This window comes from Marinobacterium sp. BA1, assembly GCF_041155135.1.
In the GTDB taxonomy this organism is placed as follows: domain Bacteria; phylum Pseudomonadota; class Gammaproteobacteria; order Pseudomonadales; family Balneatricaceae; genus Marinobacterium; species Marinobacterium iners.
Genome location: NZ_BAAFHC010000001.1, coordinates 108,146 through 123,347, shown reverse-complemented (window position 1 = coordinate 123,347; position 15,202 = coordinate 108,146). Strand labels below are relative to the sequence as shown.

The window sequence follows — 15,202 nt, the reverse complement described above, 5'->3', positions numbered from 1 at the left end:
CTCAAGTTTACTCATGCTTTACCAATTACACTGCTAGTTACTCTGGGTACCGGCTCCGCTCCTCTGCTGGCAAGTGGTGATATTACCGCCACCCTGCCAAGTTCCGGCGGCGGTTTTGTTGTGGAAAGCACCACAGGCACCGAGTTTTTCCGGATCAACGATGACGGAACGATACTGATGCCTGGCGTTCCAGGCTCTCCCGAAGCCGATACAGTGCTTTGCTATAAGGCAACAGGGATTTTGGGCCCCTGTGCTGCAGGAGTCGCGGCTGGCCCAGAAGGACCAGAAGGACCTATGGGCCCCCAGGGTGAGCAAGGTATTCAAGGGCTGCCTGGCGCTGTTGGAGCTCAAGGGCCTGTGGGTCCCGCTGGTCCACAGGGGGACACTGGCCCTGCTGGACCACAAGGACCACAAGGACCACAAGGACCACAAGGTGATTCTGGCACTGTCGGGATTTTTGGTAGCAACACGAGCAGAGGCCTTGCAGGCAACGGCCGGGATTGCTTCATTGGTGAAATCATACTGACCGCTGGTAATAGAGGAGTGGGTATACCCGCGGCGGGTCAGCTTTTAAGCATCAGCAACAACACGGCACTATACAGCTTGCTGGGCACAACGTTTGGCGGTAATGGTACAACCACTTTTGCACTGCCCGACCTGCGTTCCGCTGCACCGAATGGCACTACGTACACAATCTGTGATAATGGAATCTACCCTTCATCGAGATGACAACTCTTGCTACTTGATATTGCCTGCAAGCGAAAACAGGGCATACAACGAAAAAGGCGACCAACCTGGGCCGCCTTTTTGTTATCTCTCCCACATGTATCAGAACATGTGCAAACCACCGTTGATAGAGAAGTCAGCACCGGTGATGTAGGCCGATTCGTCTTCCGCGAGGAAGGTCACGATACGGCCGATTTCGTCCGGCTCACCCAGACGCCCTACCGGAATGGACTTGGCGATTTTTTCCAGCACGGAATCATCGATCTTGGCAACCATCGGCGTCATCACGTAGCCCGGTGATACGGTGTTGACGGTAACACCCTTGGCCGCCACTTCCTGCGCCAGTGCCTTGGTGAAGCCGTGGATACCGGCCTTCGCTGCAGAGTAGTTGGTCTGACCGAACTGACCTTTCTGTGCGTTAACCGAGGAGATGTTGATGACACGACCGAAGCCCTGATCGATCATCGGATTGATCACCAGGCGAGTCATGTGGAACATGGAGTCCAGGTTGGCGCTAAGGACTTCATTCCACTGTTCCCAGCTCATTTTCTTGAACTGGCCATCACGGGTAATACCCGCGTTGTTCACCAGCACATCCACATTACGGCCAGTGAGTTCTTTGACGGTTTCGATACAGGCAGCGCAGGATTCTTCACTGGTGACATCGCCATAGGCCACATCGATTTCATAACCCGCCTTGCGCTGCTCTTCCTGCCAGGCTTTGGCTTTGTCGTGGTTGCCGCCACTGTTGTATCCCGCTACAACATGAAAGCCGGCGTCGACCAGCTTGCGACAGATTGCTTCACCCAAACCACCAGTACCACCGGTTACCAATGCAACTTTTTTACTCATTGTTTACATCCCTTTTCCATAAAGTGAGCGCCTGCTCCGCCTCTTGCGAGGCTGGGGGCCGTCAGGCATTTTTGGTGCGTTGTGTTGTTGTTTTGTTTTTAAAATCTGTGCAGCAATTGATTCCATCATAGTCTGTTTTGACCATGGCAGAAGTATGACTTTGGTGCAAGGAGATTGTAGCGCCGGACTATGAAGCGGCGATGACACCGGACTCGGCATCCAGTGTGCGCAGATAGCGCAGCACCCAGTAACGCGCCACCATTGCAGTGATGGCGTTGGCGATCACCAGCGCAACAAACATGCCGGTGAGGCCAAACAGCAGGTTACCCAGCCAGCCCAGGGGAACGTACATCAGGAACAGCCGGAACAGGCTGATGCGCATGGCACGCATCGGCTGATGCAGGGCGTTGAAGGATGATGCGCTCAGGAATGTGACAGCCTGAAAGCCGAAGCCGGCAGGCACTATCAGCATCCAGAGCTGCAGCCAGTGCGCCACTTCAGGATCGTCACTGAACATTCTTGAGATCGGGCCAGACAGCAGCACCAACAGCGCGAAAATGATCAGCTGCCACATCAGTGCAAAACGTATGGCACCCCGGTAGGCAGATTTGACGCGTTCCAGCTGCAGGGCACCGAAGTTCTGGCTGATAAACGGTGGCAGCGTCATCGACAAGGCCAGACAGAACAGCAACGACAGGGATTCTATGCGGGCACCGGCACCGAAGGCCGCCACAGCCTCGGCACCATGTACCGCCACCAGTGCTGTCAGCACACCATTGGCCAGCGGTGTCATCATGTTGGAAAGCGATGCAGGCAGGCTGATCGAGAGCAGCTGGCGCCAGTGCCGCAGCATCGGCTGCCACTGTGGTAACGCCAGCAGCAACATTCCCTTGCGGTGGTAAAGCAGATGCAGTGCCAACAGTGTGGTGATCGACCAGGCCAGTACGCTGGCCATGGCCGCCCCTTCAATGCCGAAGGCCGGCACGGGGCCCCAGCCAAAGATTAGCAGCGGGTCCAGCACCATGTTCAACAGCGACGAGATCAGCATGATGCTGGCCGACAGGCGCGTGTCGCCTGAAGCCCTGAAGGTGCTGTTGCACACCATGTTGAGCACCAGAAACACGGAGCCTGCAAACCAGACCTGCATGTAACCACGAATCAGCGGCATCAGCTCAGAGGCTGCGCCCATCAGGCTGAATATGGGCTCGATCAGAAACTGGCCCCCTGCTCCGACCACCGTCATCAGTACACAGGTGAGCAGCAGGTTGTCAGTTGCCAGCCGTGCAGCGGTTTCGCTGCTGCCGCTGCCTATCAGCCGCGCCAGTGTGGCCGAGGTGCCAATACCCAAACCGATCGCCAGACTGACCACCGAGAATGAAACCGGGAAGGTAAACGCCAGTGCCGCCATTGGTTGGGTACCAAGGCGGGATACAAACCAGATATCGGCCAGATTGAACAGCATCAGGCTGACGATGCCGAACATCATCGGGACCGTCATGCGCACCAGTGTCGGGCGGATGGGCGCGTTGAGCAGGTCGGGACGCCGTGACATGCGATACCTGTCTGGTTAAGTGTATTGGGGCAAGAAAGTGCGAGAGTTTAGCAAAATCGAAGCTCAGGCGCAGGCAAAAAAAGCCCGGGACAGTGCCCGGGCAAATGTTGACATGATGAGTGAAGGGAGTGGATCAGCGGCCGGAGGCGCGCATGTTCTGCACACTGAACTTATCCACAGGGCTCATCTCTGGATCGACGATGCCCTTGAACTGTCCGGTGGTGCAGTGTTGTGCCTGGATATCGATCATGGTGAACGAGTCATCGATCGCGACACCAGTGCCCTTGTTGATCGGCAGATGGTGATCGGGATGCGCCTGACCGATGGTCCAGCTCTTCCACATGTCGCCCTTGCGGTCATAGGTGATGTTGCGCGGAATGATGAATGTCTGGGCATCCATGTAATGCTCACGCTTGCTGATCGGGTGGTTCGGATCAACCGGCTCAGACTCAACAACATAGACCTTGCGCAGCTGCCAGGTGATGTTCGGGAAACAACCACCCTTGCCACCGAAGGCGATGACCTGATAGCCATCTTCATCCTGATGGGTCTCGGTATCCAGCTCCATGTCATTGTGGTTATACATCGGCATCAGCAGGTACTTGGTGCCTTTGTAGGTCCATTTCATGTCACTGATACGGCCGTTGTAGCCTTCGAAGTCCTCGATCATGACATCGGTGCCCAGGAAGGCATCGGTTGTCTGACCGGTAGAAAGACGGCGCACTCGACGCTGGAAACCCAGATAGAGGTAGGCGTTATCCACCTTGGTGTCATCTTCGAAGCGATGGATCAGCAGCTGCGTGTCCTTCACGTCGTAGGGCTCCAGCACCTGCACGTAGATGCCACGGAACAGTTCTGACGGGTTGGGCTCAATCTTCGGATAGGGCTCCTGAGAAGTACGGTGGGTGAAGTTCAGGAAGTGGAAGTTCATCTTGATGGTACGTTCCTGCTTCCCGCTAGCCATGTCACGCGTGGTCCAGTAGAACGGCATGATGGCAGCGGAGTCACCCCAGTTGTAACCGTACTTGTAGTTCCAGGCCAGCTTTTCACCCGCACGCGGGTCATCCAGTGAAGGCTCCTGCGGGAACGGGCGACCTGCAACCGTGGGCGAAATTTCACCATGACCAGCCCCCAACTGCACATCAGCCGAGTACTTGCGCGTAGCCTCTACGTAACTCGGGTGCAGCGAAAAATCGGTGGTTTCTCCAACCTTGATTTCGGTGTCGCCGTTCTTGACGAACATGTACATGGCCGGGTCCAACGCATCCTTGAACTGGTCCACGTTGCTCTGGTTAATGGTCATGCCCGGCTGCAGCCCGTTAAAGCTGGGCACGCCATCCTTGTAAGGGTAGAAGGATTGCTGAATTACCTCTTCTGGAATATCAGCCGCCTGAACACCGGCTGCCATCGTCATGGCGATAGCCGCAGAGAAAAAAGTCTTTTTCAACATGTTGGTATCCTTATTATCGTTGTCGTACATCAGAAGCTGTAACGCACGCTGAACTGGAGTTCGTCTTCCTGATTGGCTACACCAATCGGGCCATTGAGGAATCGGGCCAGAGGCTCATACTGCTCCGGTCCAGCCGCACCACCGGTCGGGTTCCAGGGAAACTTCTTGTCGCCACCTGTTTTTACGTTCAAGCCAACGTTGAACATCCAGTGGTTATCGGGTGTCCAGGACACACTCGGAGCAAACACCGTGGCCTCGGCAGCAAAGTCATGTGCAACAATGATCTGCGGGCTCAGGCGATTGTTTTTGTAGAAACCCTTGAACAGCATGGTAGCGATCCAGTTGTCTTCGTCATTTGGCATATCCGCTACATGGTCAAGAATATGTTCACCGAACAACTGAGTTGAGAACAGGAAGGCACTGCGGGTGCCCAGTTCAGGAATGATGATGTTTTTGTCGAAACCGATGACGTAACGCAGCATGTCGGTTTCCTGATGCCCCCACAGGTCTCGCGGTTGTTCCTCGCCCTGGGTGTACGCCAGTTCAAGACGCCATACAGCATCCATATTCATCGAATAGTAATCGATTGAACCACCCAGCAGGTTTACCCGTGGGAACTCGATATTGAATACACCATCAGCCGAGGGAACGGCCGGGTTTGCATTTCGCCAATGCAACGAAGGCATCTGCTGACGATAGGTCAAGGCATTCAGGGAGAAGGTTGTATCACCATAGACACCTTCCCACTTCAGACCCAGCTGAGTGTTGGCAAGGCTCCAGTTTGGCTCTTCCACGTCATGAATGATCGGTATTCCGGCGCCAACCGGGCCAAGATATGAACTGAAGAAGCACCCGGCATCCACAATTCGATATGACTGGCCACAGGTACCCAGATTGTTGGGGCGGAACTTGTCAAAATTCCACACCATGGACAGGTTGGAGTCATCCAATACTTTGTTCGGACCCATGCGCCATTCGGCAGTCAGCATCCATTGCGGAATACGGATATCTTCAAGCTCGTCATAGATGTTATGACGCGAGTAGTCCACCGGGTTGATCACGTCGAGTACGCGGAACAGGTCTGTCTTACCCCACACCACCTGTTGCTTACCCAAGCGGAAGGACAGTACGTCTCCGTTGGTCAGTTCCTTGTCGGCACTCAGATAGAGTTCACGGATGAAGTCGAGCTGATCATTGAAGTCGGGAAACCTGGCATCCCGTTCTTCATGATCCATGTAGCCATCCAGGTTGTTACACAACGTCGGATCATTTTCACATGGAAAAGAAACACCGCCCTGCCCGGCATTCAAAATGGTATTGGATGACAGCGTGGAGTTGTCATGCCAGTTGGCCCCCAGGTAATCCTCGGTAGCCCCCTTGCCGAACTCACTGTCATTCAGGTCATACACGCCGTCATAGGTGCCGCGAAAGGTACCGTTCAGCCTGAGTGAACGCAGGCTGTCGGTTTCAAACACGGTTTCAAACTGTGCCTGACCGGTGTTGCGGAACTTGGACAGCCCTACGCCATCACGGAAGTAAGTTGCATTTTCCACATAGCCGGCCCAGGTGGTATCCGCTGCGAAGGCCGGTACCGCCAGTCCGGTACCCAGCGCCGCCGCAACGCCGACTGCGAGATGAGAAAATGTCGTTGTTATTGTTTTCGACATGGTTATTGGCCTCTTATGCCTTGGTTGTCATGACACACGAATCCTCTGCATCCGAGTCGGCATGGATCACACCATCCTCGTCCGCATAGGCTTTACAGATAAACTTGGGCTTGAATACCAGTACCCAACTCGGCACCAGCAGCATGGCGGCCGCGCCGTTGAGCACCACCATCACGATCAGCAGCAGTGCCGCTTCGGCCTGGAAGCGCAGATCCGACAGCACGACCCACATGACGATGCCGGCAATCAGAGTGATGGCGGTGAAACTGATCGCCAGCCCTGTGGTGCGGATGGCTCGCTGTACGGCGGCACTCAGATCGCCCAGTACCACCATCTCGGCACGGATGCGATCCATCATGTAGATCGAGTAGTCGATACCGATGCCCACACCCACCGCGATGATCGGCACGGTATTGGAGTTGATCCCCATGCTGCTCAGGCCCATGTAGGCGTACGTCAGCGTGGTGGCAAACAGCATGGCACCAAACATCATCACGCCCGCCATCAGCGAGGTGTAGAAGAAGGTGACCATGGCGAAGATCAGCAGGAATACCAGCGGCAGCACCCAGAGGTTGGTCTCAAAGGCGGCTTCGTTCTGCGAGGCGATCACCCCGATGGTGCCGCCGGCCAGGCGGATGGTCAGACCTTCAACCTTGCCTTCATTCTCGGCTATCCACTGCTTGGCAGTATGAATGGCACGGCGCAGGGTTTCGCCCTTGTGATCCTTGTAATAGAACACCAGGTTGGCCACGCGCTCATCGCTGTCGACAAACTCCTTCAGCGCCCCAGGAATCGGGTTCGACATCATGTAGGTAAACATCAAGCCACCCACATATCGCTCGTCATCCGGAATTTGCGCCCAACGTGGGTCGTTGTTGTGCAACAGGCGGTTGACCTGTTTCACCAAATCAGGAATCCCCTTGGAGCCACCGACACCGGGGTCCAGCATCATGTGACGCTGCAGATCTGCCAGCGCTGCCAACACCTCGGGACGCTTGATACCACCCTTTTCATCCATTTCAGCCACGATGTACATCTCTTCCGAGCCCGGAAAGCTGTCATTGATCGCCTTGGATGAGAGGTTGTAGTCATGATCCTGATACAGAATGGGCGAACCCGGCTCTGATTCGCCGATCACCACATGGGATGAGAAATAGAACCCGGCTGCCAGCAGCACGGCGGATATGCCCAACGCCTTTTTGGCCGCCTTTTCACCACTGATCAGGTCCGCACAGACATAACCCACCTTGCGGAACAGGTTATGTTTGATGGTGGTATTTTTTGGCTTGGGCAAAATGGACAGCAACAGTGGTACTGCCAGCAGTACGGTCAGAATGATGCTCAGTGCCCAGATAGAAGCGTAGTGCGCCAGTTTGGTATTGAGGGGAATGGAACCAATGGCAATCAGCAGCAGACCAATGGCATCGGACACAACCCCCAGACTGCCGGGCCTGAACAGGCTCTCGAACGTGAGCCGAGCCGCCACCTGCTGGTTGTCGTGTTCATTCAGCTCAAGGTAGTAACGCTCGACCAGCTGAATGCCATGTGACATGGCTCGGGCCGATATCAGGAAAGGAATAACCAGGCTCAGCGGGTCAAGGTTATAGCCGAACAGCGAGATGATCCCAACACCCCAGATCGAGGAAACAATCACCCCGGCGAGCGGGATGAAGATGCCGTACGCCTTGCGGAAATAGAACACCAGCAGCGCCAGCATGATCAGTGCCGTGAACAGGAAGATCTCGATGATTTGGCCCAGATACTGGTATGCCCAGCCCACCAGCATTGGCTGACCGGTCACGTGGATCTTCACGCCTTCAGCCGCTTCAATCGCGCGCATCTGCTGGATATGTTCAAAGGTGGCGGCGTAGTCGAGTTTCCCTTCAATCAGCTGTGCCTTGACCAGAGCCATGCTCAGGTCAGGGCTGACCAGCGGACCCAACACGCGAGGGTCTGCTGCCACGTCCTTGCGCATGATCGCCAGTTCCTGCTCGGACAGATCGGTATGCTCAGGATTGTAATAGGGTTCCGAGTTGACGTTGCCCTCGGGCGTCAGCCACACCTTGCGAGAGTTCCGGTGGGTCACGCTGGTTACCAGGTTGTGATCAACCCCCGGCAGTGAGTCGACCGCCTGAGTGATGCGGTGGATGCGTGCCAGCGCCTCATTGTCGAAGATATCGTGCTCGGTGAACTCAACCCCAACGATAATCACGTTGGCCCCGCCAAACGACTCTTTTATGTCGTTGTGCAACTCGATGTAAGGATGTGTTTGCGGCAGCAGATCCGCAAAGTCCGAGTACATTTTGACGCCGGGGATCTGAGCGGCAAAGAACAGCGTAATCGCAAAAATAAGCGACAAAATGATTTTGGGGTGGTTAAACAGTTTCTGGTCAAGATTGTGCAACCAGTGGGTGGCCTTGTGAGCCTTGGCAGATCGTTTATCCATGATAGAACCGTCGAGTTGTTATTATTGGATATCGAGCGACAGCAGCGTGCCTGCGCCACCTGAAATCAGTAGCTGGCCGTTTTCCTGTTGGGCGGCGTCACGCAGCCATACTGGGATCACGGGAACGTCCAGCGACTGCCACTGTCCCTTGCGACGGCTGAGAACCGTACCGTTCTCACCCAGCGCCACCAGCTCACCCCCTGCTTCTACAATGCCGTACAGAGGCGCAGCGACGGGCGTGGGTTCAACCTGCCAGCTCATGCCCGCATCTTCGGTTTGCAGTACCATGCCATCGAGCCCAACGACCCAACCGCGCCAGCGGGTGGTGAAGTGAGCGGCCTGTGGATAGAAATCATTCGGGATGTAGTCGAGCAACGCCCAGTTACGGCCTGCATCGTCACTGCGAGCCACAATGCCGAACTCACCGGTAACATAGGCTGTACTGTCCGCAAGAAACTGGATGCTGCTGAGCATGGCGTCTTCACCCAGGCTGTTCTCTTCCCAAGTATCACCACGGTCATGGCTGGACAGCAGGGTTGAAAAACTGCCTACCGCCCAGTAACTGCCGTCAGGCGCACAGGCAATATCCAGCAGATTTTCAGGGGTTGGCAGGTCGATAGGCCGCCAGCTGAGGGCTTTGTCATCACTGCGCCAGAGCTGTTGCTCAAAGCCAAGCGCAATCAAAGTGCTGTCGGGACAGATTTCCACATCGATCAGGTTGGGCTGACTGTCGAGCACCTGACGTTGCCAAGGTGAGTCGCTGTTGTCACGGTGCAGTACCAGGCCATTACTGCCAACCGCCACTTCAAGACCTGGCGCCGTAACGACGGCCTGAATTTGATCTGTACGGCGTACCGGCTCCTGCAGCTGTTGCTCAACACCACTCAGATTGAGCGGCGCTTCACAACCGGCCAACAGAATCAGCCCGGGCACGATGCCAAGGCGAAAGGGAAATGAAGATCTTGAGTGCCGTGTACCCGCAGGCTGCACGGCGGTCTGTTCGGTTTTCAGTCTCATCATTTGTTGTTCTTCTGGATGAATGTGGGCACGAAAGTTCGGCTTCATCCGGATAGAGCAACAGCTGTGCCAAAATGGATACTCATTTTGGCGACAAGGCTGAAACCTGCATGATTACTGGGGTTATAGGGTCAGAAAACAGACCAACTCGGGTAATTGCTTACGTTACAAAATGGAAACTTGATCAACTCTCTTTGATTAAATCATCAATTCAGCAACAGAGTGTTGAGCAAATGATCAATGTGCCATTTCATCATTCCAGCACACCACACGGTTGCGACCGGTCTGTTTGGCCAGGTACAGCGCCACATCAGCTCGCCCCACCAGTTCATCCTGACCCAGCGAAACATCTGCTTCCAGGCAGGCAAGTCCGATACTGGTGGTGACATCCAGCACTTCATCGTTAATCTGAAATGGCGTATCGGCAATGGCATGACGCAACCGCTGCGCGATTTTTTCCGCATCACTCTGGCTGGTATCCGGCAACAGCACCAGAAACTCTTCACCGCCATAACGACCCAGCTGATCCGACTGGCGCAGTTCGCTCTGAAGACGGGATACGAACGTGACCAGTACCTCATCCCCTTTCTGATGACCATAACGGTCGTTGACATGCTTAAAGTAGTCGATATCAAGCATCAATACTGCGAGTGCCCCTGAGCACTGTTCAGCTTCCTGCTTCAGGTAGCCAAGCTGAGCCAAAATCCAGCGCCGGTTGCGGGCGCCGGTCAACTCATCATGATGGGCCAGATAGGTCAGCGCCTCCTGAGAGCGGCGGTGTCGTTTGATCTCTTTGTTGAGATTCGCAGTACGATCGACAATGATCGACTCGCGATCATCGCGCTCTCGCTGAAGGCTGCGCAGTAGACGTCGCAGGCCTGTCAGCGCAACCATTCCAGTGACCGACAGCAACACAAAGGTCACCAGATGAATCAGTATGCTGTCGCGACGCAGGCCAGTAGTCAGACGCTGGGCGTAACTGACCGGAAAGGACACGCTCAAGCCACCCCGCATGTCACCGACTTCAAACCCCATTTTCGCATGACAGGGCATACAACTCTGGTCAATGTGCAGTGGCGCCATATAGCGGAACCGGTCATCGACAATTTCAACAACCGAGGCGTCACCGCTCTCTTCCAGCTGCGTGAGTGCGCGCTTTTCCCAAGGGTCAGCCTGATTGTTGGGATTCATCAAAGTGTGGCTGGTCAAGTGAATCTCAAGTCTTCCTCCCTCCAGCAGTTCGGCAATCTGTCGGGTCATGTAGGCCGGATTGAGCTTGGTCAGGACAACACCTTCAGGCGACGTGATGGTCTTCTCCGGTATTTCAAGCCAGGGGTTTTCTGGGGTCTGTTCCGTCAGCGGAGCATAGACGCCACCGTGTATGGCGTTCCAATGCCGCATGGTCTGGATCAGCTGAAAGGCAACTTCCCCCCGCTGTTTGGCCAGATCGAAGCCGGCATGCTGCAAGGTCCGGTCGTTGTGGTAGTAAGCAAGCCCCACTACCAGCGCCCAAAAGAGAATAGGGAAAGGCAGCGCAAATGGGGAATGTATCAACCAAAGAAGGCGATCACGCACTGCACTACCCTGCCCTGTAAACACTTGCATAAAAATTCAGCAAAGGATTGTAATAAAAAATGCCTTTTGGCGACAGTTTTGCTGAGCCTGTTATATTCTTTACTGCCTGGCGCTACTTGAAAAATGCATTGGCGGCCCACACATTGATGTAATCAGCATTACACAATCAGACAGACAACCCGGGAGTATTAGATGAGTGCACTTTTCCAGCCCATGCAGGCCGGCGCGCTGCAGCTGCGCAACCGTATCGTGATGGCTCCGCTGACCCGTTGCCGGGCAGAGGCCGACCGCGTCCCCGGTGAGTTGATGGTGGAGTATTACCGCCAGCGTGCCGGTGCGGGTCTGATTATTTCAGAAGCCACGTCCGTAACCCCCATGGGCGTTGGCTACCCCGACACCCCGGGAATCTGGTCGGACGAACAAGTGGCCGGATGGAAAAAGGTCACCGATGCCGTTCACGCCGAAGGCGGGCTGATCGTGCTGCAGCTGTGGCACGTGGGCCGCATATCACATACAAGCTATCTCAACGGTGAACTGCCGGTGGCACCCAGTGCGATCAAGCCTGCTGGACATGTCAGCCTGATCCGCCCCAAAACCGAGTACCCGACGCCGCGTGCGCTTGAAACCAATGAGGTTCCGGCCATTGTGGAGGCCTACCGCAAAGGCGCCGAGAACGCCAAGGCAGCCGGTTTTGACGGCGTGGAGATTCACGGCGCTAACGGTTATCTGCTGGAACAGTTCCTGCTGGATGGCTGCAATCAGCGCACCGACCAATACGGTGGTTCACTGGAAAACCGTGCCCGTCTGATGCTGGAAGTAACTGATGCGGTGATCAACGTATGGGGAGCTGATCGGGTGGGCATGCATCTGTCCCCACGTGCCGATTCACACGATGTCAGCGTGACTGATCGAGAAGGCACTTACGGTTACGTGGCCGAGCAACTGGGACAGCGCAAGCTGGCATTCATCTGCACCCGTGAGCATGTTGCCGATGACAGCATCAGTCCGATGCTGAAGCAGCGCTTTGGTGGTGTTTATATCGCCAACGAAGCCTTCAACGGCGAATCGGCAGAGGAATATGTGGCCAGCGGCAAGGCGGATGCCGTGGCGTTCGGCAAACCCTACATTGCCACCCCTGACCTGGCACAGCGCATTGCAGCCAGCGCTGACTGGAACGAGCAGGACCCCGGCACCTTCTATGCATCAGGGCCTGAAGGCTATACCGATTATCCGTTTATGCCGGGTTGATCCCTGAGAGCGCTGACCCGAAGGCATTAGCTTATAGCATATTAGTATTATCTACTGATTGCCTTATTCTTTAAGGGCATTAGAATCCGCATTCAGTGTTACTGAATGATTGGATACAACTGATGAACCCTAAAGAAAACCTCAGCGGCTTTGCTCTGCTGGCCGCTGTCCTGCTGTTGGGCAATGCCCTGCTGGATTCAGCCATTTTTTTCCGTCTGCTGGTCGGCCTGGGTCTGGGCTACGCCCTGACCCGCGCTGCGCTCGGTTTTGCCGGCAGCGTCAACCGCGCCTATCGTGCCGGCTCAACCCGCCTGATGCGCGGTTTGATGTTGATGTTTACCGCCACCGCCGTGGCCTCAACCGCCTTTCTGTACAACCAGAACCCACATGATCTGAACCTTTGGGTCAACCCGATCAACCTCGGTTTGGTGGTCGGCGCGCTGATGTTCGGTTTCGGCATGTCGTTCGCGGGCTGCTGTGCTTCGGGTGTACTGACCTACTTCTCCAGTAACCTGGCACGCCCGGCGCTGATTCTGTTCTGCTTCGGTATGGGGGTATTTCTTGGCTTCCCGTTACAGTCACAGGAAAGCTGGATCACAGACACACTGATCTCGACCCCGACCTATGCCGACAAGGGCGTTTACCTGCCTGACCTGTTCCCGAGCGACCCACTGGGTGGTTATTTTGGGGCCATTGTGATTACGGCAGCCCTAGCAGGGTTTGTGAGCTGGCTAGCCCATCGCTACGAACACCACCGTCGTCGCGACAACACCTATATCGGGGTAGATTCAGAACATCAGGTGTTGAACAGCAAGCCCTCCAACCTGGGTGAGCATCCGTTCTTCAGCCGCCACACCTATGAAGCGCTGTTTGTGTCACGCTGGTCGATGACCACCGGCATCGCCATGATTGTGGTGCTGTTTACTCTGCTGATGGGTGTTACCGGTTCAGGCTGGGGAGCATCCACCCCCTTCGGTCTCTGGTTTGGTCGCCTGCTGATTCTGATCGGTATCGACCCGGCAGCCGTGGCAGCCTTCGCCGACCGTCCGATACAGGCCTTTACCATGCCATTCTTAAGCCACCCGGTGAATGTGCAGAACATGGGCATCATGCTGGGTTCTGTAGTGGCTCTGCTGCTGGCTGGGCGCTTTTTTAGCGGTCTGTCACGGATGCGCCTGACGGCGCGTGAAGCGGGCATGTTGGTCATCGCCGGTTTGGCAATGGGCCTGGGTACCCGATTTGCCAATGGCTGTAACGTGGGCGCCCTGTTTACCCCGATCGCCAACTTCTCTCTGTCGGGCTGGATATTCCTGGTCTTCATGATCGCCGGTGGCGTGATCGGCAACATGCTGGGGCGGCGGATACAGGCGGCTTAATCGCGGTCTGCTGCAGAGTGGCATGCCTTCTTAAGCCGACAAATGCATCCGTATCTCAAATCATCGAAAAGGATAGTTAGTCGTTATTAATGATCACCTTCATCGCATTTTCACGCGAGGCGTTGCCGAACACTTCATAGGCGCCCATGAAGTCGTCGAAGCTGAAGCGGTGGCTGATTAATCGCTCCGGCTGCAATTTGCCCGAGGTAACGGTTTTCAACAACATGGGAGTGGTGTTGGTATTTACCAAGCCGGTGGTGAGGGTGATGTTTTTGATCCACAGGTCCTGAATCTGCAGGTCCACTTTGGTGCCGTGTACACCCACGTTCGCAATATGCCCGCCCGGACGCACGACCTGCTGGCAGATATCGAAAGTGTGTGGAATGCCCACCGCTTCAATCGCTACATCCACCCCATCTTTGGTATGCGCCATGATCTGTGCAACCGTATCGCCACTGCCGCTGTTAATAAGGTCAGTGGCGCCAAAGGTTTTGGCCATCTCCAGCCGGCCATCGTCCAGGTCCACCATGATGATCTTGGCGGGGGAATAGAACTGCGCCGTCAGCAGTGCGCCCATCCCCACAGGGCCTGCACCCACAATCGCAACCGTATCACCGGGTTTGACCGCGCCGTAGAGCACACCGATCTCGTGACCGGTGGGCAGGATATCACTGAGCATTACCAGCGCCTCTTCATCCGCGCCTTCGGGGATCGGGTAGAGACTGTTGTCAGCATGAGGAATGCGGACATACTCGGCCTGAGTGCCATCAATCAGGTGGCCCAGAATCCAGCCGCCATCCTCGCAGTGGGAATACATCTGTTGCTTGCAGTATTCACACTTGCCGCAGGAGGTAATGCATGAGATCAGTACTCGATCACCCGGTTTGAAGTTGCTGACGGCATCGCCAACCGACTCAATAATCCCCACGCCTTCATGGCCCAGAATTCGGCCTTCGGTCACGGCAGGCACATCGCCTTTGAGAATGTGCAGGTCGGTACCACAGATGGTGGTTTTGACGATTCTGACCACCGCATCGGTGGGTTTCTGCACCTTGGGCATCGGTACGGTGTCCAAAGACTTTTTACTCGGGCCGTGATAGACCACCGCTTTCATGCTGTCCTGTGTCATTGCTGTCTCCATTGAGCAAAGATGAAAGATGTCTCGGTCAAATCAGCATAGCGAATATGTGGAAATCTGCCAGCATCACTGTGTACCTTCACGTCATCGATGCTCCTGTGCATCCATGCACCCGCAGCATACCGTACGCCCTGTACGTAAAAGCCCGCTGCGGA

The 15,202-nt window shown here is 55.4% G+C and carries 12 protein-coding genes; 4 read left to right on the top strand and 8 right to left on the bottom strand.

What is annotated here, in order from left to right:
* Window positions 1–307 precede the first annotated feature (307 nt).
* Together ACAM29_RS00625 and ACAM29_RS00620 are read left to right on the top strand one after the other, a co-directional pair.
* Window positions 308–526: a hypothetical protein gene (locus tag ACAM29_RS00625; RefSeq protein WP_369622828.1), complete on the top strand. Its 219-nt coding sequence runs from the start codon at window positions 308–310 to the stop codon at window positions 524–526.
* Window positions 527–543: 17 nt separating this feature from the next.
* Window positions 544–729, top strand: coding sequence for a tail fiber protein (locus tag ACAM29_RS00620; protein WP_369622827.1), 186 nt, complete (start codon window positions 544–546; stop codon window positions 727–729).
* A gap of 99 nt (window positions 730–828) precedes the next feature.
* On the opposite strand, the gene phbB is transcribed toward ACAM29_RS00620, so the two are convergent.
* From phbB to ACAM29_RS00585, 7 genes are all read right to left on the bottom strand, one after another.
* Complete coding sequence (phbB, locus tag ACAM29_RS00615; RefSeq protein WP_091824668.1) at window positions 829–1,578, bottom strand: acetoacetyl-CoA reductase; 750 nt, start codon at window positions 1,576–1,578, stop codon at window positions 829–831.
* Window positions 1,579–1,765: 187 nt separating this feature from the next.
* Window positions 1,766–3,130 (bottom strand): MATE family efflux transporter, encoded by a 1,365-nt coding sequence (locus ACAM29_RS00610; RefSeq protein ID WP_369622826.1) that lies wholly within the window; start codon window positions 3,128–3,130, stop codon window positions 1,766–1,768.
* A gap of 133 nt (window positions 3,131–3,263) precedes the next feature.
* Entirely contained in the window at window positions 3,264–4,580 is a 1,317-nt protein-coding gene (locus ACAM29_RS00605) for a DUF1329 domain-containing protein (RefSeq protein WP_091824665.1), read from the bottom strand.
* 29 nt (window positions 4,581–4,609) lie between these two features.
* Window positions 4,610–6,247 (bottom strand): DUF1302 family protein, encoded by a 1,638-nt coding sequence (locus tag ACAM29_RS00600; protein ID WP_091824662.1) that lies wholly within the window; start codon window positions 6,245–6,247, stop codon window positions 4,610–4,612.
* Window positions 6,248–6,260: 13 nt separating this feature from the next.
* Window positions 6,261–8,693 carry an RND family transporter gene (locus ACAM29_RS00595; RefSeq protein WP_369622825.1) on the bottom strand — a complete coding sequence of 811 codons (2,433 nt, stop codon included), beginning with the start codon at window positions 8,691–8,693 and terminating at the stop codon, window positions 6,261–6,263.
* Between the two features lie 21 nt (window positions 8,694–8,714).
* Complete coding sequence (locus ACAM29_RS00590) at window positions 8,715–9,713, bottom strand: YCF48-related protein (RefSeq protein WP_354406876.1); 999 nt, start codon at window positions 9,711–9,713, stop codon at window positions 8,715–8,717.
* A 234-nt stretch (window positions 9,714–9,947) separates the two neighbouring features.
* Window positions 9,948–11,285: a diguanylate cyclase gene (locus tag ACAM29_RS00585; protein WP_369622824.1), complete on the bottom strand. Its 1,338-nt coding sequence runs from the start codon at window positions 11,283–11,285 to the stop codon at window positions 9,948–9,950.
* A gap of 192 nt (window positions 11,286–11,477) precedes the next feature.
* On the opposite strand from ACAM29_RS00585, the gene ACAM29_RS00580 reads away from it, so the two are divergent.
* Window positions 11,478–12,533 (top strand): alkene reductase, encoded by a 1,056-nt coding sequence (locus ACAM29_RS00580; protein WP_369622823.1) that lies wholly within the window; start codon window positions 11,478–11,480, stop codon window positions 12,531–12,533.
* A gap of 122 nt (window positions 12,534–12,655) precedes the next feature.
* Window positions 12,656–13,909: a YeeE/YedE family protein gene (locus ACAM29_RS00575; RefSeq protein WP_369622822.1), complete on the top strand. Its 1,254-nt coding sequence runs from the start codon at window positions 12,656–12,658 to the stop codon at window positions 13,907–13,909.
* A gap of 76 nt (window positions 13,910–13,985) precedes the next feature.
* Here the strand turns inward: ACAM29_RS00575 and ACAM29_RS00570 are convergent, their stop codons facing one another.
* Window positions 13,986–15,038, bottom strand: a complete 1,053-nt coding sequence (locus tag ACAM29_RS00570; RefSeq protein WP_369622821.1) for a zinc-dependent alcohol dehydrogenase family protein — start codon at window positions 15,036–15,038, stop codon at window positions 13,986–13,988.
* Between the last annotated feature and the right edge of the window lie 164 nt (window positions 15,039–15,202).

Bases quoted from the DNA above. Each gene is read 5' to 3' on its own strand.
- ACAM29_RS00600 (WP_091824662.1), bottom strand. From the start codon at position 6,247: ATGTCGAAAACAATAACAACGACATTTTCTCATCTCGCAGTCGGCGTT.
- ACAM29_RS00610 (WP_369622826.1), bottom strand. From the start codon at position 3,130: ATGTCACGGCGTCCCGACCTGCTCAACGCGCCCATCCGCCCGACACTG.
- ACAM29_RS00580 (WP_369622823.1), top strand. From the start codon at position 11,478: ATGAGTGCACTTTTCCAGCCCATGCAGGCCGGCGCGCTGCAGCTGCGC.
- ACAM29_RS00605 (WP_091824665.1), bottom strand. From the start codon at position 4,580: ATGTTGAAAAAGACTTTTTTCTCTGCGGCTATCGCCATGACGATGGCA.
- ACAM29_RS00575 (WP_369622822.1), top strand. From the start codon at position 12,656: ATGAACCCTAAAGAAAACCTCAGCGGCTTTGCTCTGCTGGCCGCTGTC.
- ACAM29_RS00570 (WP_369622821.1), bottom strand. From the start codon at position 15,038: ATGACACAGGACAGCATGAAAGCGGTGGTCTATCACGGCCCGAGTAAA.
- ACAM29_RS00595 (WP_369622825.1), bottom strand. From the start codon at position 8,693: ATGGATAAACGATCTGCCAAGGCTCACAAGGCCACCCACTGGTTGCAC.
- ACAM29_RS00590 (WP_354406876.1), bottom strand. From the start codon at position 9,713: ATGATGAGACTGAAAACCGAACAGACCGCCGTGCAGCCTGCGGGTACA.
- phbB (WP_091824668.1), bottom strand. From the start codon at position 1,578: ATGAGTAAAAAAGTTGCATTGGTAACCGGTGGTACTGGTGGTTTGGGT.